Consider the following 21,857-nt stretch of genomic DNA (forward strand, 5'->3'; position numbering starts at 1 on the left):
AATATTATTTAAATAGGTCAAGTCCAGGTATATTCGGCATACCATCTTTAGCAGCTGCAGCTAGTTCAGCTTCGTTGATAGCAGATGCTTTTTCTATAGCGCGGTTAAGCACCATCACTAAGTAATCTTCTAATTGTTCTTTGTCTTCCATTAATTCGTCAGAGATAGATAAAGAACGAATAGTTCTATTAGCAGTAAGAGTTACTTGTAATAATCCGTCATTACTCTGGTCATCTACTAATACTGTATCTAATCTTTTCTTTGTTTCTTCTATTTTAGCTTGGGTTTCTTGTAGTTTACCCATCATTCCCATTAAGTCTCCAAACATGTTTAATGTATTTAAATTAGTGTCGCAAAAATATTAAAATCTTTTGAAGTTGTACATTTTTGTTAGAGAATAGTTAATAAGACTTCATAATCTATTAGTATCAGTCTGTTAGCTCTGTGTTATACTACTAATTATACAGCTCTATACTCTTCCGTTAGCAGATTAAATTATAACAAATGAAAAAGCGACCTAGTCATTGGGGGTGACTAGGTCGCTCAAGAAAAAGAATGTTTGTTGTTTTTGTTGTATTATGATATTTACATATATCGTGCCAAAGCTATTTATTAATTGATTTTTTTTATGATTTTATGTTTAGTAATATGTGTTTTAAGTTATTAAGTGATTGTTTTTTTAAGTAATTAATAGTTTTTATAAAAAATAGACATGTTTGATTTTTTAATAGAAGCATTACTATAAGGTCTCTGTTTTATTATTGGTGAATTTTGCGAATGGTTTTAGTTGATATGTAACTATAATCTTATCATAGTGCTAGTATAGTTTTAGTACCATTTTACGGTGTTTTGGTACTTGCACTATACTTACACTATACTAGCATTGTACTAGCACTAGGTAGAAAATACCATTAGAAATAGAAACAAAAAGATAAAAATCTTTTTAGTATTAGATATAAAAGTTAGACAAAATGAGATTTTGTGTTTTTACTAAAGAGATTTGCTGACTTCTTAATCTACATCAAGTGTAGCATAGGATAAGAGCTCTTATCTTTGTCAAACAAAAGAATTAACAATCAAAAAGAGATAGATATGAAAGAAGAATTCGTAAATTTAGGAGTGAATAAAAATGTTGATACCAAACGATTTGAACTAACTGTAGATGGATATACTGCCTTTATAGATTATGCAGAAGAAGGACAGATAATAAAACTTATACATACAGAGAGCCCAGAGGAACTAGCAGGGAGAGGAGTAGCTACTGCTCTAATCGAGAAAAGCCTGATGTATATAGAAGAAAATAACTATCAATTGTTTCCACTATGTCCGTTAGTATATGCGTATATCAAGAGACATCCTGAGTGGAAACGTGTAGTATCAACTGATTTTCCGGCATACGATAAACTTTAAAAATAAATAAGGAATGAAGATATTAGGATTCGCTGCTAGTACATCTAGTACATCAATTAATAAGAAGTTAGTAGAGTACAGTGCTTCACTTTTACCTGATGGAGAAGTAGAGGTAATAGATCTAAGGGATTATAAAGTACCTCCTTTCTCAGTAGATGAGGAGAAAAACGGTTTTCCAGAAGGGGCTAAGTTATTCTTAGAGAAGATTAGTCAGTCGGATGCTATTATCTGTTCTATGGCTGAGCACAATCGCAACTGGACAGCTTGCTTTAAAAACTTGTTTGACTGGTGTTCACGTATCGAATTAAAGTTGTTGCAAAACAAGCCAATGTTTGTGATGTCAACTTCTCCAGGTGGATATGGTGGACAAAACTCGCTGACTATTGCTAAGAATGTGTTTCCTGGATTTGGAGGAGATATTAGAGATACTTTTGCTCTACCTAAGTTTTTTGAAAACTTTGATGAGGTAAATGGTATTATCAACGGAGAATTAAATACAGAATTAAAAGAAAAGTTATCAAAGTTTAGAAGTGAACTTTAATAGTACTTATAGTTTTTTGATTTATAAATATGAAGGTCAGAGGTGTTTACTTTTGACCTTTTTTTGTTTTGTGAAAAAGTCTTCTATAAAGCTTTAACTGTCATTGAATAGCAAAGTTATTTTATTGTTAAAGGAGAATAAGCCTCTGTTTGCTTACGTTGTTGACTTAAACACCAAACTAATTATATTATGAAAAAGATTATAATCTTATTTACTTTATTATTTTGTACACTCACTTTTGCTCAAAACAACAATATATCGCTGACTAATACAGAGCACTTTATTAGAACATGGGGATTAGTAAAATATAAGCACCCTAATGTAAGTAATGGAGGTTACGATATGGATCAAGAGTTTCTGAAGGCTTATCCGAATGTTCTGAAGTTGAATACTAAAGAGGAGCTAAATACTTTTTTAATACAGTGGATTAAGAAATTTGACTCTTCTAGACGTGTTACGAAAAAAGAACAGTTTAAAGATAATGATGATACAAGGTTTAAAGAAAATGCAAGGTTTGAATGGATAGAGGATGCGAGTTATAATGACGCACTAAAAACTACATTAGGAGATTTAAGAGATAATGCAAATGTAGGAGAGTATTACTTAAGAATTCATAGCATGGCAGGATCCTTAAGGATAGAAAATGAAAAAGGTCTATCTGACTTTAGCAATGAGAACGAAAGCCATCGTATGTTGTTTTTGTCTTCTTTTTGGAATACTATGCGCTATGCTAACGTCAATATTTATTTAACGTCAACTCCTTGGGATGAGGTATTGACTACTTTTATTCCATTGGTAAAAGATAAAAAAGGAAAGGATTTTGATTACCTAAAAGATGAGTTATTTGCTTTTTTAGATGATTCTCATAGTGATTACACAGCAAGCAAGTATCTCAAAGATAATTTTAAATATCACTGTATGTTTAGAAGTGTATTAGTAAACGATTCTTTAGTTATCACTTCTTTACAAGATAAGGATATTGCTCAAAAAGAAAATATAGCTTTAAGAGATGTTATTTTTAGTGTAGATGAGGTACCAGTCAAAGAGTATATCGCTAATAAGTTTACGAAGTATATAAGTAGCTCTAACTCATCTTCTGCAAAACATTATTTGAAATATCTTTTTCCTCTTATAAGCGATAAACAGAAGTTAACATTAGGGATTAAAAGGGGGAATGGCGATATTGTTAACACAGAGGTGAGTTTGTTTACCTTTGATGAATTGAGTAAGTTGAATAATTGGGTGTCTTTGTATTATGAGGATAAGTTTCCTACTCTCCCTCAAGGTGTTGGTTATTACAATTTAGATAAGGCAACTCCTAAGAGTTTAAAAGAAACATTTAAAAACTTTGCTGATAAAAAAGCGATTATCTTGGATTTGAGAAATTATCCAAAGGAAATTAGTGAACGTGATGTACCGAAGTATCTATTGCCAGAGAAGCGTAGGTTTTTAGATTTATTAACGTGGAGTAGTCCTGCTTATGGAGAGTGGGGACCAAAAGGAGCTATAATGATGGTAGCAGACCCATTTGTGACTGGTAATAAGAATAAAGATTATTACAAGGGAACTGTAATACTATTAGTAGATCGTAATACAGCAAGTAAGTCTGAGTTTTTGGCAATGGCTATACAACAAGCACCTAATTGTGTAACGATAGGTAATCAAACAGCTGGTGCCGTAATGAATAGAAAGCTCGTTATTCTTAAAGATGGGACTACTATAGACTTTACTAGTGCGGGAGCTTTCTATCCAAATGATAGAACGTATAGTGTACAACGCAATGGAATAAAGGTAGATCACATCGTACCAGAACAGGCTACAGGTTATAACAGTTATGGGGCGATACAGTATGCAGTGGATTGGGCAAAGGAGAATGTGTTGGAAAAGGATTAGATACGTAATATGTTTTAATTGTTTGAAAAGTAATTATATTATGAAATTTAGAGCTTTGTTATTATTAGTATATTTTATTACTATATCAGTTTGGTCTCAAGAACGGGTAAATTATACAGAGTTAAAGTTTGTGCCATACGTATCTCGTTATTTTACTAGCACCACAAGTATTTTATTTTCAGGCATTGCTGTAGTCTATTATGAGAATGGTAAGGTAAAAGAAGAGACAACTTATAATCAAGGAGTAAAGAAAGGTCCTCAACGTGAGTATTATGATAATGGAAAGCTTAAAACAGAGAAGAATTATGAGTATGGTAAGTTTATAGAAGATAAGAAGTATTGTACAAGGTTTGGTAAGATGATGATGATTCCAATCTATGAGGATAGTGTATTAGAAGGAGATTATAAAGAATATGACGAAGCAGGTGTGCTTAAGGTTAAAAGACAATATAAGAACGGTAAAGTAGTGAGTGACTAAGTAAGAGGAATATGTGTTATTAAATTAGATGAAGATAGTATTTGAGGGATTAAAAGAAGTTCTAATCTTTTTTAGTATTAACTATTTGATTCTTTATGTTTTAATTATGTAGAGTAAAGAATATTATTCTTTACCTTTGTAATGATGATACATTGTTTTAATAATTAAATAGTTATGGCAACAGATATAAAAATAACACCAACAATAAAAGGTGAGGATTCCAAACAATTTAATGCTGTGATTTCAAAAAGTAGAGATAATAAAGTATCTGCCTCGAAAAAGAAAAGTATGATTGATTTGGTAGAAAAGGTATTGGCTAAAAAATAAAATAGAAGTATGGTTTTGTCTGATTTTCGTTTGGTATCTTTAGATGAAACAACTCGTGTAGATAGTTTTGATTGTTTAGATGAAGATCTCAATGATTTTTTACAGAACGATTCATTAAACTATCAGAAAGAAAAGATTACAAACACTTATCTGTTTTTAGATAAAGATGAAGTAGTTGCTTTTTTTGCATTATCCAGTGATTGTTTAAATGATTTAGGATATGAGAACTCTATTTGGAATAAGTTACATAGAAATATAAAGCTACCGAATAGTAAAAGGATCAGACAATATCCCGCAATTAAAATAACTCGTTTAGGTATTGATAAAAAGTATCAAGGTAAAGGCTTATCTCATCAGCTTTTAGATTTTATAAAAGTATGGACTTTTATTGAGTATAAACCTGCTTGTAGATTACTGATATTAGATGCCTATAATCAACCTAAACAGATAGAAATGTATAGAAAGAATGATTTTGTATTTCTTCTAAATTCAGATATTAATGATAAACATAGATTTATGTACTTCGATTTAATGCGTTTAGAGGATTAGATAGGTATATTCACAACAAAGGTCAGAGGGAACACCTCTGACCTTTGTTGTATAAATTACATTTGTATACGTTCTTTCTCTATTTGTTTCTCTCCCATTGCTTGAGGTATTCGATAAAGGGCATTAGCTTACTTAGCTGCAAAACTAACAGAGCAGTAGGGAAAGCGGTTGTGACTTTGTAATTAAGAATGTGTGTTTATGATAGAGAGAAGAAGATAGGTAATAAGGGAATTGAGACATCTACAACAATAGATACACACTAAGAGTGTGATATGTCGAACGGATTGATTTGATCCGTTCGATTGAGCTTTTAATTTAAACGTTCGTTTTGTTGTTTTGCGGCTACAGTTCTCACTCTTTTATTACCAAGAGTATACCTTATATTGATATAATAGTTTTTATAATATTCTCTTTTTTTATCAAATCCATAAACTGAGTTAGTAAATTGCATTGAGGTATCTGTAGTTAATAAATCATAAGCTCCTGCACTGATATAAAAATCATTAAATGATTTACCTAAGTCTATACTTAAAGAATGTTGAGCATTTAATTTACCAAATATATCTTCGGAGCCATTGTCATATCCATAGATTAATGTTAGGGTAGAGTTTTTTTCTTTATCTAAAAAGATATTGTTTTTTACATTTAAAGTAAGATTAGCATTGTCTATTTTAACAGGATTAGCATTGTATTCTCCTCTAATATTAGATATCTCTAAAGTTGTACTAAATGATAGATTCCAATAGTTCTTAAAGATGCTTTTATTAAAGTAAAAGTTAGCTCCATAAGCATCATTATTTCCATAGTTATCAATAGTACTTATAATTAGATTATCCTTTATGGTATCAAAGTTGTTAAAGAGATTATGAGATTTCGCATAACCTAACTCTAGATTAAAATCATCAAAAAAGGTATAAGTCAAGCCTATAAAAGATTTTTTTGTATTTTTAAGGTAGGGGTTGTTAACTTGAATTGAACTAGGAGAATTTACATATACAAAAGGGTTTAGATTATTATATGGTGTACGCGTTATGGAACTAGCAAAATTTAGAGTTAATAGATGTTCATCGTTTATACCATACATAATAGCTAAAGAAGGAAATAGGTCTGAATTGTTGATCTTTACAGTTTTTGTATCTGATTTTAAAGTGCCTTCTGCTGATAGGTATTCGTAACGTAAACCAGCAAGGACTCCAAATGATTCAGAAAACATTCTGCGATATTTTGCATATAAAGCAAAGTAATTTTCTTTGTAACTAAAGATGTTGCTTTGTTTAGGATTTGATATATATTCTATACCATTAAACGTTCCAAAGAAATTGTCACTCTTGATATTACTGTTTGTATAACTCACCCCTGTAGTAAGTTTACTACGATCTTTAAAGTTCTTATCATAATCTGATTTAAAGTCAATTACCTCGTAAGTGTTGTCAGGGTTTTGTAATAATTTATTGTTATTGTGGTTACTATATGAGAATGTATTAAATATCTCTCTATTATTTCTAGAGTTGTAATAACTAACATCTGAACTTATATTACTATCTAAAGTGTCCGTTATAATCGTATGATTTAAATTGAAAAATACTACATGGTAATTACTTAGTTTGTTTTTAGTATTTGTAGTGTTTATAGAGTCTAATTGATTGTTTGCTAAGTTGTAATAAGAATTAGATATATGTCTATTGTTTTCATTATTACTAAACCTAGAGCTTAAATTTATACCTATGGTTTGATTTTTATTTACAGAGTAATCAATATTTATGTAAGGAGTATAGTTTGTGCTTTTTGAGATAGAATTGTTGTGTATTTGGGTATTGTAATTAGTAATAAAGTCAAAGTATGAATCGCTTTGATTAGATTTTAACTTGGCATTTTCCATTTTAATTCCTGAAGTTAAAAACCATTTGTTTTTAGAAAATGCGAGATACCCAGAACCCTCTTGGGTGTTATAAAATGATTGTGTTGATTTAGCATTTAGAACAACTTTAAAAGGCTGTTTTTTTGACTTATTTATGATTACATTAATGATACCATTATCACTAGCTCTGTAGTTACTACCAGGATGTTCTATTACTTCAACTTTTTTGATATCTGTGGCGGGAGTAGATTGTAATATACTTAAAGCAACTTCATTACCACCAACACTTTTACCATTTATTAATATTATGGCATTCTTAGAGTTTTTTATTTTGATTGCTTTACCATCAGGAGTTACATTGACAATGGGTACTGTATTTAGAAACTCAAGAGTAGACTTGTTTTTTGCTAGAATTGAATTAGATATATTAGTGATTTCATATTTGTCAAAATTAGTTTTCATCTTCAGTTTTGACTCTATAACAATTTCTGCCAATTCAATTCCATTATTAGATGTAATAACTCCTAGATTAATGTCTTTGTCTAAGTCTATCTGTTTTTCATAAAGAAGACTTCCTAAATAAGAAGCTTGGAATAGATAATGTCCTGTTTTTTCTTCTATTTCAAATATTCCATTTTCATTAGAAATATCGGATTTTATTAATATATGATCCTTTGTATGTAGTTGTATTGTCACAAATTGAATAGGATTGTTTTCCTTGTCAAGGATTTGACCTGTTATTTTGTTCTGTGAGAAAGAATAAAATGACTGAAGAAATATGAATAATAAGTAGATGTTATTTTGTATGATTTTAGTCATGTAGCACTTTTAATAAGGTTTAATAGTAAAAATATGTTATTTTAATATTCTAGTCAATTGTAAAACATATTCAAATTGACATATTATCAGGCTTTTAGATAAGAATAGTTTGAATTTTTATAAAGAATGAAGTGTTATATGGGGAGTAGAGAGAGAATAATATCTCTATAACTACTAGAGTCCAATAAATGGACTAGTAAGTTGCATTTAGATAGTCCTAGCAATTATTTAAGTTAGAATAGCTTACTTTTGTGTTTTAACAATTGAATAATGAGTAAGCATATACAAGCGCCAGTGGCTACAGTGAAACCTCATGAGCTAACAGCACACAATCATACGAGAATAGATAATTACTTTTGGTTAAACGATAGAGAAGATCAGGAAGTAATCGATTACTTAAATGCAGAGAACGCATATTACGAGGCGGAGACTGCACATACGAAGGCTTTTCAAACAGATTTGTTTGAGGAGATGAAGAGTAGAATAAAAGAAGATGATAGTTCTGTACCTTATTTCTACAATGGGTATTACTATATCACTCGTTTTGAAAAAGGAAAAGACTACCCTATTTTTTCTCGTAAGAAAGAGAGCTTAGAAGCCGAAGAAGAGATTATGTTTGACTGTAATGTGATGGCAGAAGGACAGTCTTATTTCCACTTAAGAGGTATCAATGTATCTGAGGATAACCAATGGGTAGCTTTTGGGGTAGACACTGTATCTCGTAGAGAATATACACTACAAGTAAAGAACTTAATAACAGGAGAATTATCTCCTATCTCAATAGAGAAAACAACGGGGAGCTCGACTTGGGCTGCGGATAACAAAACGTTGTTTTACTCTCGTAAAGACGAAGTAACTCTTCGTGCAGATAAAATCTACAAACACAAATTAGGTACGCCAATAGAGCAAGATGTATTAGTGTACTTCGAAGAGGATGACACTTTTGACACGCATATCTTTAAAGAGAAATCGCGTAAATACTTGGTAATCGGAAGTGAGAGTACACTGACAAGTGAGTATCGTATCTTAGAATCTAATAATCCTGATGGAGAGTTTAGAATCTTCCAAGAGAGAGTGCGTGAAGTAGAGTACAATATCTCTCACTATAATGGTCATTTCTACATCATGACTAACTTAGACGAGGCAGATAACTTTAAGTTGATGCAATGTCCAGAAGATAAAACTGGAGTAGAGCATTGGGTAGAGCTTATTCCTCACAGAGACGAGGTGCTGTTAGAAGGAGTTGATATCTTTAAAGATTACTTAGTGATCTCAGAGCGTTCGAATGGATTAGTTCATTTGAAAATACAACCTTGGGACAAGAAGCAAGAGGCGTACTACTTGCCATTTGAGAGTGAAACATACAATGCATATACAGGTACTAACTTAGACTTCGATACGGAGATATTGAGATATGGATATCAGTCTATGAATACACCTTCTTCTGTAATTGACTTCAATATGCGTACGCGTGAGAAGGAAGTGAAGAAAGAACAAGAAGTGTTAGGGACATTTGACAAGAATAATTATGTAGAAGAACGCATCTGGGCAACTGCAAAAGACGGGGTGAAAATACCAATGTCTATCGTGTATAAGAAAGGGATGAAGAAAGATGGTACTAATCCGTTTTTACAATATGCGTATGGTTCTTATGGATATTCTATGGAGCCTTATTTCTCTACTACGCGTTTGAGTTTGTTAGATCGTGGATTTATTTATGCGATAGCACATATTAGAGGAGGAGAAGATATGGGACGTCAGTGGTATGAAGATGGTAAGTTATTAGAAAAGTGGAATACGTTTGATGATTTTATCGCTTGTTCAGAGTATGTGATTGCTGAAGGATATACGTCTGTAGAGCATTTATATGCTGAAGGTGGTTCGGCAGGAGGATTGTTGATGGGAGTAGTAGTAAACAAACGTCCAGAGTTGTACAATGGAGTGATTGCTCAAGTACCATTTGTAGATGTAATGACAACTATGCTTGACGATACAATTCCGTTGACTACTGGAGAATATGACGAATGGGGTAATCCGAATGAGAAAGAGTATTACGATTATATGCTTTCGTACTCTCCAATCGATAATGTGAAAGCTCAAGATTATCCAAATATGTATGTATCTACAGGGCTTCACGATTCGCAAGTACAATATTGGGAACCTGCTAAGTGGGTAGCTAAGTTGCGTGTAATGAAGACAAATGATAAACAACTGTATTTAGATACAAATATGGAGGCAGGACACGGTGGTGCTTCAGGTCGTTTTGAGGCATTAAAAGAAGTGGCAAAAGAGTTCGCTTTTATGTTCGATTTAGAGGGAATTAACGCGTAGTTAATTTCATTTTTAGTAAATTTGTTAGGATAACATCGATAGGTAAAAGAAAGGTTTATCTATCAATAGTAAATAAGATATTATGAAAGAAGAAATTCAAGCGTATGATAATGTATTGGCTCTTGTAGGAAAAACGCCAATTGTAAAATTGAGTAAAGCAACGAAAGAGTTAAGAGGGAATTTCTATGGTAAGGTAGAGGCGTTCAGTGCTGGACAATCTGCAAAAGATAGAATAGCAATGCACATTATCGAGGCTGCTGAGAAAAAAGGAATATTAAAACCGGGTAGTACTATCGTAGAGACTACATCTGGTAATACTGGATTTAGTATTGCGATGGTGAGTGCTATTAAAGGGTATAAATGTATTTTATCAGTAAGTGATAAGTCTTCTCCAGATAAGATAGATATGTTACGTGCAATGGGGGCTACAGTATATGTGTGTCCTGCTAATGTAGCTGCTGAAGATCCTCGTTCATACTACGAGGTAGCTAAGCGTGTACAACAAGAAACACCTAACTCTATCTATATCAACCAGTATTTTAATGAATTAAATACAGAAGCTCATTACCTATCTACAGGTCCTGAGATATGGGAACAAACAGGAGGTAAGATTACTCACTTCGTTTGTTGTTCTGGTACAGGAGGTACAATATCTGGTACAGCTCGTTTCTTAAAAGAAAAGAACCCAAACATTCAGATCTTAGGAGTAGATGCGTATGGTTCTGTATTAAAGAAATACCACGAAACAGGTGAGTTAGATCCTAATGAGATAGCTCCTTATAAAATAGAAGGATTAGGAAAGAACTTAATTCCTACAGCTACTGACTTCTCTGTGATAGATAAGTTTATGAAGGTAACAGATAAAGATGCTGCACAGACTGCAAGAGAGTTAGCGCGTACAGAAGGATTATTCTTAGGATATACTTCTGGTGCAGTGCTACAAGCTACAAGACAATATGCTGCAGAAGGAGCATTTGACGAAAATAGCGTTGTAGTGATGTTATTCCCTGACCACGGTTCTCGTTATATGAGTAAAATCTATAGTGATGCGTGGATGGAGCAACAAGGTTTCTTAGATGGAGAACCAAAGAATGAGATTACTTATATCAAGTAATTAAATAGATAAGATATGGAAAGCACCTCTCTTCGGATGAGGTGCTTTTTTGTTTGTTTACTTGTTAACTGTACAATGAAATGGAAGAATTGAAATGTGAATTTCACTACGAATAGCCTATATTAGCACCTGTAATAAGGTGCTTTTTTATTTAATAAAGTACTTCTATAAAGTAAGATGATATGAATATACCAGATAGTAATGATACCTTCCCCTTAGAGCATTATGATAGATTATGCTTCTTAAAAAACATAATCACTAACCCAAATATCATTGTAGGGGATTATACTTACTATGACGACTTTGAAGATGTGCATAACTTTGAGAAGAATGTGAAGTATCACTTCGATTTTATAGGAGATAAACTGATTATTGGTAAGTTTTGTATGATAGCATCAGGTGTTACTTTTATTATGAATGGGGCTAATCACAAGATGGATGGTATCACAGCTTATCCGTTTAATATCTTTGGAAAAGATTGGAAAGTAGTAGAACCTAAGTTGTCTGATCTTCCTTATAAGGGAGATACTGTAGTAGGTAATGATGTGTGGATAGGAACTAATGTAACAATTATGCCTGGAGTATATATTGGTGATGGTGCTATTATTGCTTCTAATGCTACTGTAACAAGAGATGTAGCTCCTTATAGTATCGTAGGAGGTAATCCAGCAAAAGAGATAAAGAAGAGGTTTTCTGAGGCTAAGATAAAGGAACTATTAGAGATGCAATGGTGGAATTGGGATATAGAGAAGATAACGAATAATCTAAAATATCTTACTGATAAAAGCGAGTAATAGTCTGCGTTCGTAGATTATTCATTGGTTTTTATCATAAAATATTAAAAGTTTTTTTACGGATATTTATATTTTGGTCTAATACTTGTATTAATACATTCAAAAGGATTAAAAATATGAATAAAGTAATTAGTTTTAGTGACTTCACAGAGGATGTATGTACATATATTGACTTTGTAATGGACAGTGGAAATGAAGTAGTAGTGAATGAGTGTAGTGAGAGAGGAGTGGTTATTATTCCTATTGAAGAATACAATTCATTAAAAGGTATTAAATGCGAAATATCTTCAAATTAAAGTGATATAAACATGCTATGTTTAATTAAAACACCTCTGCTGAGGTGTTTTTTTGTGAGTATAAAGAATGAATTTGTACCTTTGATAGTATCATATGATACTATCAAAGATGAAACCACCTTATCAAATAACTAGTACTATACTAAAGCAGGTAAACTTAATATCAGAATGTTTAGGAGAAATAAATGGAAGTCATTTGTATAAACCTACAACGGAGTTAAGAAAGAAAAACCGTATAAAGACTATTCAATCCTCTCTTGAAATAGAAGGGAATACATTGACAGAAGAACAGATTACAGCTCTACTAGATAATAAGCGCATTATAGCTCCTAAAAAAGATATATTAGAGGTGCAAAATGCTATTAAGGTATATGAGCAGTTGAGAACTTTTAAATCTTCTTCCTTAAAAGATTTGGAGAGGGCTCATAAACTTTTAATGGAAGGGCTAATAGATAATGCAGGAAAGTTACGCACACGAAATGTAGGTATAGTTAAGGGAAATAAAGTAGAGCATATTGCTCCAGGTGGTGATATGGTAAGAGGATTGATGAATGATTTACTTAGTTATTTAAAGACTGATGATGATTTAGCGTTGATTAAAAGTTGTGTGTTTCATTATGAGTTTGAGTTTATTCATCCTTTCCTAGATGGCAATGGTAGAATGGGAAGGTTATGGCAAACAATTATATTAATGGAGCAATATCCAGTTTTTGAATATTTACCTATAGAAAGTCTGATTAAGCAAAATCAAGAACGATATTATTATGTATTATCACTATCTGATAAGATGGGGCATTCTACCCCATTTATCGAGTTTATGTTAGAACTTATGTTAAGTGTTTTGAGAGAAGTATTAAGTTTGCAGAATAAAACTTTAACAATCGATGAACGACTAGAACTATTTAAAGAAAAAATAGGTAATAAATCATTTACTCGAAAAGATTATTTACAACAGTATAAGAATATTTCAACATCTACAGCAAGTAGAGACCTAAAATATGGTGTAGATATAGGTATGCTTAATAAGGAAGGGGAACACAGATTTGTAAGTTACCAATACAAAGGATGATAGTATCATATGATACTATCATCCTTTGTGTTTTAAGACTGAACAACTATCAGTATTTATAAAGATAGTTTGTTACATTTGTGCAAAAGGTAGGTAATGAAAAAAATAAGTATTTTGTTATTAGCTCTTATAGGGACTACGATGTCTTATGGACAATTAGCAAAAATAGTAGATAAAGATGGCTATGTAAATATCAGAGAAAAGGGAAATGCTAATAGTAATATAGTAGGGAAGGTTAATTCTGGTGAGATAGTTCTTTTATTTGATGTAGATGAAAGTAATGCTAATTGGTCAACAATAGATACAGGAATTAGTAATGAAATTGGAGGATATGTTCATAACTCTCGTTTGAAAAGGTTAGAGACCTATACTCATATCCCTTTAATAAGTTCTACTAATGATGAATTAAAATTCGCAGGAAGTAATATTAGTGTTAATATACGTATGGGAGTTTTTGATTTTAAAAAGAATAAAAGTAAGTTTAGCAAGCATCAAGGGACAAACTTTCTTTGGGAGTATAATGGACAAGAGATGAGAGGAACTGATGGAATAGAACCTAAAACACATTATACCTCTATTAAAGTAAACCAAAATGGGGTAGACATTGTTGTGCCTATAAAAGCATATGAAAATATGTTTGAACCCAGTGGTGCGGAATATACAGCATGTTACTATGATAAGTCAGATAATACAATCTACTTAACTGCTAATAATAGTGATGGAGCTGGTTCTTATACTGTGGTATGGGTATTTAAGAACGGTAAATATGAGTATAACGATGTTTTTATATTATTTTAAATAAAGAAGAATGAATAAATTATTAGTATTAACGATAGGTTTACTATTCGGTAGTAATGTTGCTTTTGCTCAGTTATTTGCAGTAGTAGATACGAGAGGTTCTGTAGATATAAGAAAAGAAGCTGATGGTAAGTCTGGAGTGATTAGACAACTAAGTAGTGGTGATATAGTGTATATAGCTAAGGATAGTTATGATAAGAATGCTGAGTGGCAAAATGTGAGTTTATCAGATGAGAAGATAGGTCCAGCAGGTTATATTCAGACTTCAAAACTAAAAGAGTTGAGCTCTTTTGAAAAGGTTTCTCTAAATAAACAGTCATACAGCAACCTTATCTTTGAGGGTAATGGAATACGCACAGAAATGAATATAGAGGAAGTGAACTTTGAAGAGAATAGAACAAACTTTGTTCCTCAGTATAAAGGTGCCAATGATACTTACAGCTTAATAGCATATAAGGATAAAGAAGCTTTTGGAATAGAAGGATTACATAAGTTGAGAAACTATTCTTCTATTGTCGTTAATAAACATGGACATGCGATAGAGCTACCTGTGACCTCTTTTGAGAATATGTTTAGCCCAAATCAAGGCCTTCGTTCTCATTGTACTTTTGATAGAGAGAACAATGTAGTGTATATATTTACAACGAATGGAGATGCAGCAGGAACATATACTGTAGCTTGGATTATTAAGAATGATGAATACTTTGGTCGTTTTATTACGAGAAAGCCATTATAAGACAAGAAAAGGACAACTGATGAGGTTGTCCTTTTTTATTTTAGCCATTGTTCTTTTATATAATCAAATACGTAATTGCCAATCTTAGAAGAATGTTCCTTTTTGACTAGAAAAAGAAAGTAATAATATTGATCTTTATAATTGTCGAATATCTTATCATCTAATAAAAGAAACTCTAAATAAGTGAAGTAGTATTCTTTTAGCTTCAATGAAAGGTCTTCTAAAGGTATAGGCAGGTTAGTAACATCAATGAATATTTCACTGTAGTCTCCTCCACAGTCTTTTAATGTAATAAATGGGAGTTTATTAGCCTCGCAGTAGTTCCAATGAGTTTCTTTTTCTTCTTCTGTAATCGCGTATTTGTTCACTTCTACTTTTTGTCTTTAGGTAGATTAAATATAATAGCGATGATAAAGAAACCTATACCTGTGATAGTAGGAGGTAGCATATCAGCTTTAAGCCCTAAAAAGATTAGATAGCCTCCTAATATAGCTAGTAATACAGATAGTGATATTTTAAGCATAATAATAGTGTTTTTAAATTGTAGTGGTTAATACTCAAATATAAAGAATAATGCTTAATAATGAGGTGCTTAACTATTGTAATCTAATTGTTTTCTAATAAATCATTAGTGAATAGCTTAGAATTAGATAGCAAACGTTTACCCTCTGCATTGATATTGATTAAGATTACTTGTTTATTATGCTCTTTATATTTATCTACTACTTTCTTAATTGCTTCTAAGGCAGACATATCGACTATTCTAGACTCTAAGAAATCAATAGTAATAATAGTAGTGTCTTTATGAGGAGTAAACTTCTCTGTAAAAGTTGTAGTACTACCGAAGAACAAAGGTCCGTAGATAGCATACACCTTATTGCCATCTGCATCAAATGATTTTCGAGCACGTATGCGTATTGCATTGTCCCAAGCAAATACTAGTGCAGAGACTATCACACCAATTAAAACTGCTAATGCTAGGTTATGTGTAAGTATAATAATTCCAGTAACTAGAAATAACACAAAAATATCTGCTCTAGGCATACGAGTTACTAGCTGGAAAGATACCCACTTGAATGTGGTAATAGCTACTATAATCATTACACCCACTAAGGCAGCTAATGGTATTTGTTCTATAACTGGTGCTCCTACTAGAATAATGGCTAGTATAGTTAAAGAACCTATGATAGCTGCTATTCTGCTTTTTGCTCCAGCATCTAGATTAACTAATGTCTGAGCTATCATAGCACAACCTCCCATACCTCCAAAGAAACCATTAGTAATATTAGCAACCCCTTGTGCTACTGCTTCTTTATTTGTGTCTCCTTTAGAGTTTGTTATTTCATCTACAATATTTAGTGTAAGTAAAGATTCTACTAGTCCTACACCCGCCATTACTAATGAAAATGGAAGGATAATCTGTAGAGTCTCTAGTGTGAAAGGTAGAGATGGAATGTGAAAAGAAGGTAAACTACCACTGATATGAGCTATATCTACTACTTTGCGTGTGTCTAGTTGAAACAAGAATACTACTGCTGTAGTTACTATAATAGCTATTAGAGTAGCAGGTACTTTCTTAGTGATTTTAGGAAATAGGGTAACAACAAATATTGTTAACAATGTCAAACCTATCATCATATATAGAGGAATTCCACTAAGCCAAGTGCTTACACCATCTATGTCTATTTTGAATTGGGCTATCTGTGCAAAAAATATAACTACAGCTAATCCATTTAAGAAACCGTACATAACCGGCTGTGGTATAAATCGAACAAATCTACCTAACTTTAATACACCTACCATAATCTGTATAATACCTGCTAGTACCACAGCTGCAAATAGGTATTCTACACCATACATTGAGATTAATGAAATCATGACAATAATAGTAGCTCCTGCACCTCCAGATACCATACCTGGACGACCACCAAATATAGCTGTGATAATTCCCATAAGAAAGGCTGCATATAGTCCTGTTAAAGGGTGTAAACCTGCTAGTATAGCGAAAGACAATGATTCAGGAATCATCGTCATAGCTACTGTTAGTCCTGCTAATATTTCATTTTGTATTAGAATATTTTTATCCTTTAGTCCGAATATATTTTGTAACATAAAGTTGTCTGTTTTTAGAGTGACAAAAGTAATTTATAATTAATTCTTACGCTTATAAAGCTAGCTGTTTTTGTAATAGTTTAAGATGAATGAGAAATAGGTAGTGTAATAAAAATGATTAATTGTTGTAACATTTATAATACAACTACTACATATAGTTAAAACCAAAATTAGAATTATGAAATTAGTTATTAAAAATTTAAACAAGACTTATAAGAATGGCGTTAAAGCTATAGACAATCTTAACTTAGAGATTGGTGCAGGTATGTTTGGTCTATTAGGACCTAATGGAGCAGGTAAATCTTCTTTAATGCGAACTATTGCTACTCTTCAAAAACCTGATAGTGGATCTATCCATTTTGGTGATATCAATATATTAGAGCAACAAAATGAGTTTAGAAAGATGTTGGGATATTTACCTCAGGACTTTGGTGTATATCCTAATATGTCAGCACTTGATCTATTAGATTATTTTGCTCGTTTAAAAGGAATAGCAAAAGCGTCAGAGCGAAATGAGATAGTAACTAAAGTTTTAGAAGTAACTAATTTATATGAGGTTCGTCGCAAAAGTGTAAGTGGGTACTCTGGAGGTATGAAACAACGTTTTGGTATCGCTCAACTACTATTAAATGACCCTAAGTTAATTATTGTAGATGAACCAACAGCAGGACTTGACCCAGCAGAGAGACATCGTTTCTTAAATGTATTGAGAGAAATAGGAAATAACAATACAGTTATTTTCTCTACACATATCGTAGATGACGTAAATGAACTATGTCATGAGATGGCTATTCTTAATGGAGGTAATTTACTTGAGCGCAGTACACCTAAGGAAGCAGAACAAAAGCTAGAAGGGAAGATCTGGACGAGAGAGACTACACGTGAGATGGCAGAAGAGTTAAACAAAGAATTGACTATCTTATCTGGAAAGTATAATCAAGATAATAATCTGAATATTAGAGCTTATTCAGAAGTATCTCTTGCGGAAGCTGGTTTTGTTCAAGTTAAACCAAACTTAGAAGATGTTTATTTTGTTGCACTTAAAAACGGATAAACTATGTTTGGAACTATTTTTTCTTTTGAACTAAAACGCTGGTTTAAAGGTTGGGTGTTTTATTTGTATTTAACCCTATTCTTTTTGCTAGGTTTTTTAAGTATGGCAAGTGCTGTAGGAGTTTTTGATGTAGTGAAAGTAACGTCTAGTTCTCTAATGAAGTTTAATTCACCTTATGTATTGGCTAATTTTATAGAAGGTTTTAATAATTTACTTTATTTCTTATTTCCTTCTATTATTGGGGCATCTATATATAGAGACTTTAGATATGATGTACATCACATATTGTTCTCATACCCTTTCTCTAAGAGAGACTACTTGGCAGGTAAGTTTTTAAGTTCATTCTTAGTGACACTAATTATTAGTGTAATGATAGGAGTGGGAATCTTTATGGCTACTTTATTGCCTTGGGCTAATGAGTTATTGATAGGACCTAATGTATTCTGGAGTTATGTGCAGGTGTATTTATTAACCATTATTCCTAATATGTTATTCTTTGGTAGCATTGTATTTGTTGTAGTGACAATGTCTAGAAGCGTGTATGTTGGTTTTGTCTCTATGGTGATATTATTGATTATACAGGGGATAATAGGTGGCTTAGGGCATGACATGGATAATAAAGAGTTAGTTGCTTTATTAGATCCATCAGGAAGTTCGGCTTTAAGATATTATACTAAGTACTGGACTATAGATGAAATAAATAACAATAATCTTCCTATAGACAAGTGGTATCTATTAAATAGAGGAATTTGGTTAGGAGTATCTTTATTGTTTTTAGTGGGGCTTGCAAAGTTCTTTACATTTACACAGCAAGCATTTACTTTTAGTAGAAAGTCTAAGAAATCAGAACGCGTAACAAAGAATAATTTCGGTGGAATAGAACGTATTGAATTACCTACTGTTAGCTATAACTTTTCATTAGGAACACAGTGGAGTAATATATTTAGTTTTGCTAAAGGAGAGATAAAATATCTAGCTAAGAATAAAGTGTTTATGATCCTTGTGGGATTAGGTATTTTAATGATGTTGTTAGTTTCTTCTTCAGCAACTTCTTTATATGGAACCACAGTATATCCAATAACTCGCTTAATGTTAGGAATACCAGGATCTACATTTCAGTTGGTTATCATCATCATTACTTTCTTAGGAGCTGGGTTATTAGTACATAGAGGAAAGTTGTCAAGAATGGACTTATTAATAGATGCTACACCTACTCCTAATTATGTATTCTTCTTTTCTAAGTTTCTAAGTTTAATAGTAGTGCAGTTATTGTTATTGTTAGTGATAATGATAGGAGGGATTATTGTACAAATACACAATGGTTATTACAACTTTGAGATAGAACTTTATCTTAAGGAGCTAATAGGAATAAGTTGGATATGGTATATTATCTGGGCAGGTTTAGCTATTGCGGTTCAAACTTATTTTAGAAATTATTTAGTAGGATTCTTTGCCTTATTTGTATTCTTCTTATTTGGAGGACAATTGTCAAAGTTAGGTATAGAACAACGTATCTTCTTCTTTAATAAGTTGCCAGGAACACCATATTCTGACATGGATGGTTATGGTGCTGCATTGGGTAGATACTATGTGTTTGCTATTTATTGGATACTTTTTATTATTTCTATAAGTGGATTGACATTATTGTTCTGGAGAAGAGGGATAGTGAGTAGTATCAAAGAGAGATTCTATTATGCTAAGCGCCGAGCTAAAAGTGTTATTGTAATTCCTACTATAGTGTCTGCATTAGCTTTCTTTGGCCTAGGAGGATATTTATACTACGAGAATACAGTACTTAATGAGTTTGTATCTGAGAAAGATCAAGAGTTACAGGTAGTAGAGTACGAGAAGACTTATAAGAAGTATGAAAATATGCTTTTGCCACGAATTACAGATATTAAAGTTGATATGGATTTACATCCAGAGACTAGAGATTTTGTAGCTAAAGGGCAATTTATCTTAGAAAATAAGAATGAAGGAACTGTAGATAGTTTATATGTTAACTATATTACTGATTATGTAAATACAATAACTATTGCGGGAGCTAAAGAAGTATTAAATGATACTGTATTTGGTATCAAATTATATAAGTTAGATAAGCCCTTAGCTCATGGTGAGAAGATGACTTTCAAATTTGAGGTAAAGAATAGACCGAATACAGCCATTAGAAGTAATTCACCAGTTATTGGTAATGGTACATTTATAAATAATAGCACATTCCCATCATTTGGTTACAATAGTAAAGGAGAGTTAACTGATGATGAAGTGCGTAAGAAATACGGGTTAGCTCCTAAAGAGCGCATGGCAGAGCAGACTGATAAGAAGGCACTGCAGAATACTTATATTAGTTCAGATGCTGATTGGGTAACATTTGAAACTACTGTAAGTACATCAGCAGATCAAATAGCGATAGCTCCTGGATACCTACAGAAAGAATGGACAGAAGGTAACAGACGTTATTTCCACTATAAGATGGATCAAAAAATGTTGAACTTTTATGCTTATAATTCTGCAAGGTATGAGGTGAAACGCGATAAGTGGAACGATATCAATATAGAAGTGTATTATCAAAAAGGGCATGAGTATAACGTAGATAGAATGATCAACGGAGTGAAGAAATCATTAGCATATTATGAGAAGTCATTCAGTCCTTATCAACATAAGCAGGTACGTATTATTGAATTCCCTCAGGCAATGGGGGTATTCGCACAGTCATTTGCTAACACGATACCATTTTCAGAAGGTATAGGTTTTATTGCTAATGTTGATGATGAAGCCGATAATAAGGTAGATTATCCATTCGCAGTAACTTCACATGAAGTAGCGCACCAATGGTGGGCTCATCAAGTGATAGGAGCTAATGTCCAAGGTGCAACGATGTTGTCTGAGAGCTTAGCTGAATATAGCTCTTTAAAAGTATTAGAAGCAGAATATGGAAAAGGACAGATGCGTAAGTTCTTAAAAGAAGCATTAGATAGATACTTAGGAGGACGTAGTGGTGAGAGTAAAAAAGAAAAAGCATTGATGTATAATGAGAATCAACAGTATATTCATTATCAGAAAGGTTCTCTAGCATTCTATGCACTGAGTGATTACTTAGGAGAGGACAAGCTTAATAGTGTTCTAAAAGAGTATATTAAAAAAGTAGCATTCCAAGAAGCTCCTTATACTACTGCAGCAGAGTTAGTAACTGATATTAAAGCGGCAACACCTGATTCATTGAAGTATATGGTTAAAGATATGTTTGAGACAATTACTTTATACGATAATTATATTGATGAGGCTGAGGTTAAGAAGCTTGAGAATGGAAAGTATGAAGTGAAGATTAAAGCTATTGTTAGTAAGTATAGAGCAGGTGAAAAAGGTGAAAAGATATATGCTGAAGGAAATAGTCAAAAACTAATGTATAAAACGGATAAAGGAGCAAGTATAGAATCTCTTCCTTTGGCAGATTATGTTGAAGTGGGTATTTTCACTCAGGGTGATACAAAGGACAAGAAAGCAAAAGAAAAAGTACTGTATCTGAAGAAAGTTAAGGTTTCTAAGATAGCAAATGACTTTACTATTGTTGTAGATGAGTTGCCTACTGAGGTTGGTATAGATCCTTATAATAAGTTGATTGATACTAGATCATATGATAACAGAAAAGATGTAAAATAATAAAAAAGAGGAACTTAG

Annotated in this window: 20 protein-coding genes; 15 read left to right on the forward strand and 5 right to left on the reverse strand. The window is 32.3% G+C overall.

Going from position 1 to position 21,857, the window contains the following annotated elements:
• Positions 1 to 4: 4 nt before the first annotated feature.
• Positions 5 to 328, reverse strand: coding sequence for a YbaB/EbfC family nucleoid-associated protein (locus BMX53_RS11910; protein ID WP_038987926.1), 324 nt, complete (start codon positions 326 to 328; stop codon positions 5 to 7).
• 764 nt (positions 329 to 1,092) lie between these two features.
• Between BMX53_RS11910 and BMX53_RS11915 the strand changes: the two genes are divergently transcribed.
• From BMX53_RS11915 to BMX53_RS11935, 6 genes are all read left to right on the forward strand, one after another.
• A complete protein-coding gene (locus BMX53_RS11915; protein WP_038985844.1) occupies positions 1,093 to 1,410 on the forward strand; it encodes a GNAT family N-acetyltransferase in 318 nt (105 codons plus the stop codon).
• 13 nt (positions 1,411 to 1,423) lie between these two features.
• Positions 1,424 to 1,951, forward strand: a complete 528-nt coding sequence (locus tag BMX53_RS11920) for an NADPH-dependent FMN reductase (RefSeq protein ID WP_074746531.1) — start codon at positions 1,424 to 1,426, stop codon at positions 1,949 to 1,951.
• A gap of 189 nt (positions 1,952 to 2,140) precedes the next feature.
• Positions 2,141 to 3,844, forward strand: coding sequence for a S41 family peptidase (locus tag BMX53_RS11925; protein WP_074746533.1), 1,704 nt, complete (start codon positions 2,141 to 2,143; stop codon positions 3,842 to 3,844).
• 40 nt (positions 3,845 to 3,884) lie between these two features.
• On the forward strand, positions 3,885 to 4,322 hold the full coding sequence (locus BMX53_RS11930) for a toxin-antitoxin system YwqK family antitoxin (RefSeq protein WP_074746534.1): 438 nt from the start codon (positions 3,885 to 3,887) through the stop codon (positions 4,320 to 4,322).
• A gap of 174 nt (positions 4,323 to 4,496) precedes the next feature.
• Positions 4,497 to 4,649, forward strand: coding sequence for a hypothetical protein (locus tag BMX53_RS19120; RefSeq protein WP_164071958.1), 153 nt, complete (start codon positions 4,497 to 4,499; stop codon positions 4,647 to 4,649).
• Positions 4,650 to 4,658: 9 nt separating this feature from the next.
• Complete coding sequence (locus tag BMX53_RS11935) at positions 4,659 to 5,198, forward strand: GNAT family N-acetyltransferase (protein WP_038985847.1); 540 nt, start codon at positions 4,659 to 4,661, stop codon at positions 5,196 to 5,198.
• 310 nt (positions 5,199 to 5,508) lie between these two features.
• Here the strand turns inward: BMX53_RS11935 and BMX53_RS11940 are convergent, their stop codons facing one another.
• On the reverse strand, positions 5,509 to 7,875 hold the full coding sequence (locus BMX53_RS11940; RefSeq protein WP_074746536.1) for a TonB-dependent receptor domain-containing protein: 2,367 nt from the start codon (positions 7,873 to 7,875) through the stop codon (positions 5,509 to 5,511).
• Between the two features lie 270 nt (positions 7,876 to 8,145).
• On the opposite strand from BMX53_RS11940, the gene BMX53_RS11945 reads away from it, so the two are divergent.
• From BMX53_RS11945 to BMX53_RS11975, 7 genes are all read left to right on the forward strand, one after another.
• Positions 8,146 to 10,206 (forward strand): S9 family peptidase, encoded by a 2,061-nt coding sequence (locus tag BMX53_RS11945; protein ID WP_074746538.1) that lies wholly within the window; start codon positions 8,146 to 8,148, stop codon positions 10,204 to 10,206.
• 82 nt (positions 10,207 to 10,288) lie between these two features.
• Positions 10,289 to 11,320: a cysteate synthase gene (locus BMX53_RS11950; protein WP_038985849.1), complete on the forward strand. Its 1,032-nt coding sequence runs from the start codon at positions 10,289 to 10,291 to the stop codon at positions 11,318 to 11,320.
• 182 nt (positions 11,321 to 11,502) lie between these two features.
• Positions 11,503 to 12,114, forward strand: a complete 612-nt coding sequence (locus BMX53_RS11955) for a Vat family streptogramin A O-acetyltransferase (RefSeq protein ID WP_074746540.1) — start codon at positions 11,503 to 11,505, stop codon at positions 12,112 to 12,114.
• Between the two features lie 116 nt (positions 12,115 to 12,230).
• A complete protein-coding gene (locus tag BMX53_RS11960) occupies positions 12,231 to 12,410 on the forward strand; it encodes a type II toxin-antitoxin system Phd/YefM family antitoxin (RefSeq protein WP_038985851.1) in 180 nt (59 codons plus the stop codon).
• A gap of 109 nt (positions 12,411 to 12,519) precedes the next feature.
• Complete coding sequence (locus BMX53_RS11965) at positions 12,520 to 13,479, forward strand: Fic family protein (protein ID WP_208597255.1); 960 nt, start codon at positions 12,520 to 12,522, stop codon at positions 13,477 to 13,479.
• Positions 13,480 to 13,575: 96 nt separating this feature from the next.
• Entirely contained in the window at positions 13,576 to 14,277 is a 702-nt protein-coding gene (locus tag BMX53_RS11970; RefSeq protein WP_074746544.1) for an SH3 domain-containing protein, read from the forward strand.
• A 10-nt stretch (positions 14,278 to 14,287) separates the two neighbouring features.
• Positions 14,288 to 15,013, forward strand: coding sequence for a hypothetical protein (locus BMX53_RS11975; protein WP_074746546.1), 726 nt, complete (start codon positions 14,288 to 14,290; stop codon positions 15,011 to 15,013).
• A gap of 35 nt (positions 15,014 to 15,048) precedes the next feature.
• On the opposite strand, the gene BMX53_RS11980 is transcribed toward BMX53_RS11975, so the two are convergent.
• The 3 genes from BMX53_RS11980 to BMX53_RS11985 form a co-directional block, all read right to left on the reverse strand.
• On the reverse strand, positions 15,049 to 15,381 hold the full coding sequence (locus tag BMX53_RS11980) for a hypothetical protein (protein WP_074746548.1): 333 nt from the start codon (positions 15,379 to 15,381) through the stop codon (positions 15,049 to 15,051).
• A gap of 2 nt (positions 15,382 to 15,383) precedes the next feature.
• On the reverse strand, positions 15,384 to 15,536 hold the full coding sequence (locus tag BMX53_RS19125; protein ID WP_164071959.1) for a hypothetical protein: 153 nt from the start codon (positions 15,534 to 15,536) through the stop codon (positions 15,384 to 15,386).
• A gap of 83 nt (positions 15,537 to 15,619) precedes the next feature.
• A complete protein-coding gene (locus BMX53_RS11985; RefSeq protein ID WP_074746550.1) occupies positions 15,620 to 17,125 on the reverse strand; it encodes a SulP family inorganic anion transporter in 1,506 nt (501 codons plus the stop codon).
• A 178-nt stretch (positions 17,126 to 17,303) separates the two neighbouring features.
• Between BMX53_RS11985 and BMX53_RS11990 the strand changes: the two genes are divergently transcribed.
• Together BMX53_RS11990 and BMX53_RS11995 are read left to right on the forward strand one after the other, a co-directional pair.
• The gene (locus BMX53_RS11990; RefSeq protein WP_038985855.1) at positions 17,304 to 18,179 is read left to right on the forward strand and encodes an ABC transporter ATP-binding protein; all 876 of its coding nucleotides are present in this window, start codon (positions 17,304 to 17,306) and stop codon (positions 18,177 to 18,179) included.
• A 3-nt stretch (positions 18,180 to 18,182) separates the two neighbouring features.
• The gene (locus BMX53_RS11995) at positions 18,183 to 21,839 is read left to right on the forward strand and encodes a M1 family aminopeptidase (protein WP_074746552.1); all 3,657 of its coding nucleotides are present in this window, start codon (positions 18,183 to 18,185) and stop codon (positions 21,837 to 21,839) included.
• The last annotated feature ends 18 nt before the right edge of the window (positions 21,840 to 21,857 follow it).

Origin of the sequence: Myroides marinus, from assembly GCF_900109075.1 — a bacterium.
GTDB lineage: Bacteria > Bacteroidota > Bacteroidia > Flavobacteriales > Flavobacteriaceae > Flavobacterium > Flavobacterium marinum_A.

Bases quoted from the DNA above. Each gene is read 5' to 3' on its own strand.
- BMX53_RS11990 (WP_038985855.1), top strand. From the start codon at position 17,304: ATGAAATTAGTTATTAAAAATTTAAACAAGACTTATAAGAATGGCGTT.
- BMX53_RS19120 (WP_164071958.1), top strand. From the start codon at position 4,497: ATGGCAACAGATATAAAAATAACACCAACAATAAAAGGTGAGGATTCC.
- BMX53_RS11985 (WP_074746550.1), bottom strand. From the start codon at position 17,125: ATGTTACAAAATATATTCGGACTAAAGGATAAAAATATTCTAATACAA.
- BMX53_RS11930 (WP_074746534.1), top strand. From the start codon at position 3,885: ATGAAATTTAGAGCTTTGTTATTATTAGTATATTTTATTACTATATCA.
- BMX53_RS11920 (WP_074746531.1), top strand. From the start codon at position 1,424: ATGAAGATATTAGGATTCGCTGCTAGTACATCTAGTACATCAATTAAT.
- BMX53_RS11995 (WP_074746552.1), top strand. From the start codon at position 18,183: ATGTTTGGAACTATTTTTTCTTTTGAACTAAAACGCTGGTTTAAAGGT.
- BMX53_RS19125 (WP_164071959.1), bottom strand. From the start codon at position 15,536: ATGCTTAAAATATCACTATCTGTATTACTAGCTATATTAGGAGGCTAT.
- BMX53_RS11915 (WP_038985844.1), top strand. From the start codon at position 1,093: ATGAAAGAAGAATTCGTAAATTTAGGAGTGAATAAAAATGTTGATACC.
- BMX53_RS11925 (WP_074746533.1), top strand. From the start codon at position 2,141: ATGAAAAAGATTATAATCTTATTTACTTTATTATTTTGTACACTCACT.
- BMX53_RS11965 (WP_208597255.1), top strand. From the start codon at position 12,520: ATGAAACCACCTTATCAAATAACTAGTACTATACTAAAGCAGGTAAAC.
- BMX53_RS11940 (WP_074746536.1), bottom strand. From the start codon at position 7,875: ATGACTAAAATCATACAAAATAACATCTACTTATTATTCATATTTCTT.
- BMX53_RS11950 (WP_038985849.1), top strand. From the start codon at position 10,289: ATGAAAGAAGAAATTCAAGCGTATGATAATGTATTGGCTCTTGTAGGA.
- BMX53_RS11945 (WP_074746538.1), top strand. From the start codon at position 8,146: ATGAGTAAGCATATACAAGCGCCAGTGGCTACAGTGAAACCTCATGAG.
- BMX53_RS11960 (WP_038985851.1), top strand. From the start codon at position 12,231: ATGAATAAAGTAATTAGTTTTAGTGACTTCACAGAGGATGTATGTACA.
- BMX53_RS11955 (WP_074746540.1), top strand. From the start codon at position 11,503: ATGAATATACCAGATAGTAATGATACCTTCCCCTTAGAGCATTATGAT.
- BMX53_RS11975 (WP_074746546.1), top strand. From the start codon at position 14,288: ATGAATAAATTATTAGTATTAACGATAGGTTTACTATTCGGTAGTAAT.
- BMX53_RS11970 (WP_074746544.1), top strand. From the start codon at position 13,576: ATGAAAAAAATAAGTATTTTGTTATTAGCTCTTATAGGGACTACGATG.
- BMX53_RS11935 (WP_038985847.1), top strand. From the start codon at position 4,659: ATGGTTTTGTCTGATTTTCGTTTGGTATCTTTAGATGAAACAACTCGT.
- BMX53_RS11910 (WP_038987926.1), bottom strand. From the start codon at position 328: ATGTTTGGAGACTTAATGGGAATGATGGGTAAACTACAAGAAACCCAA.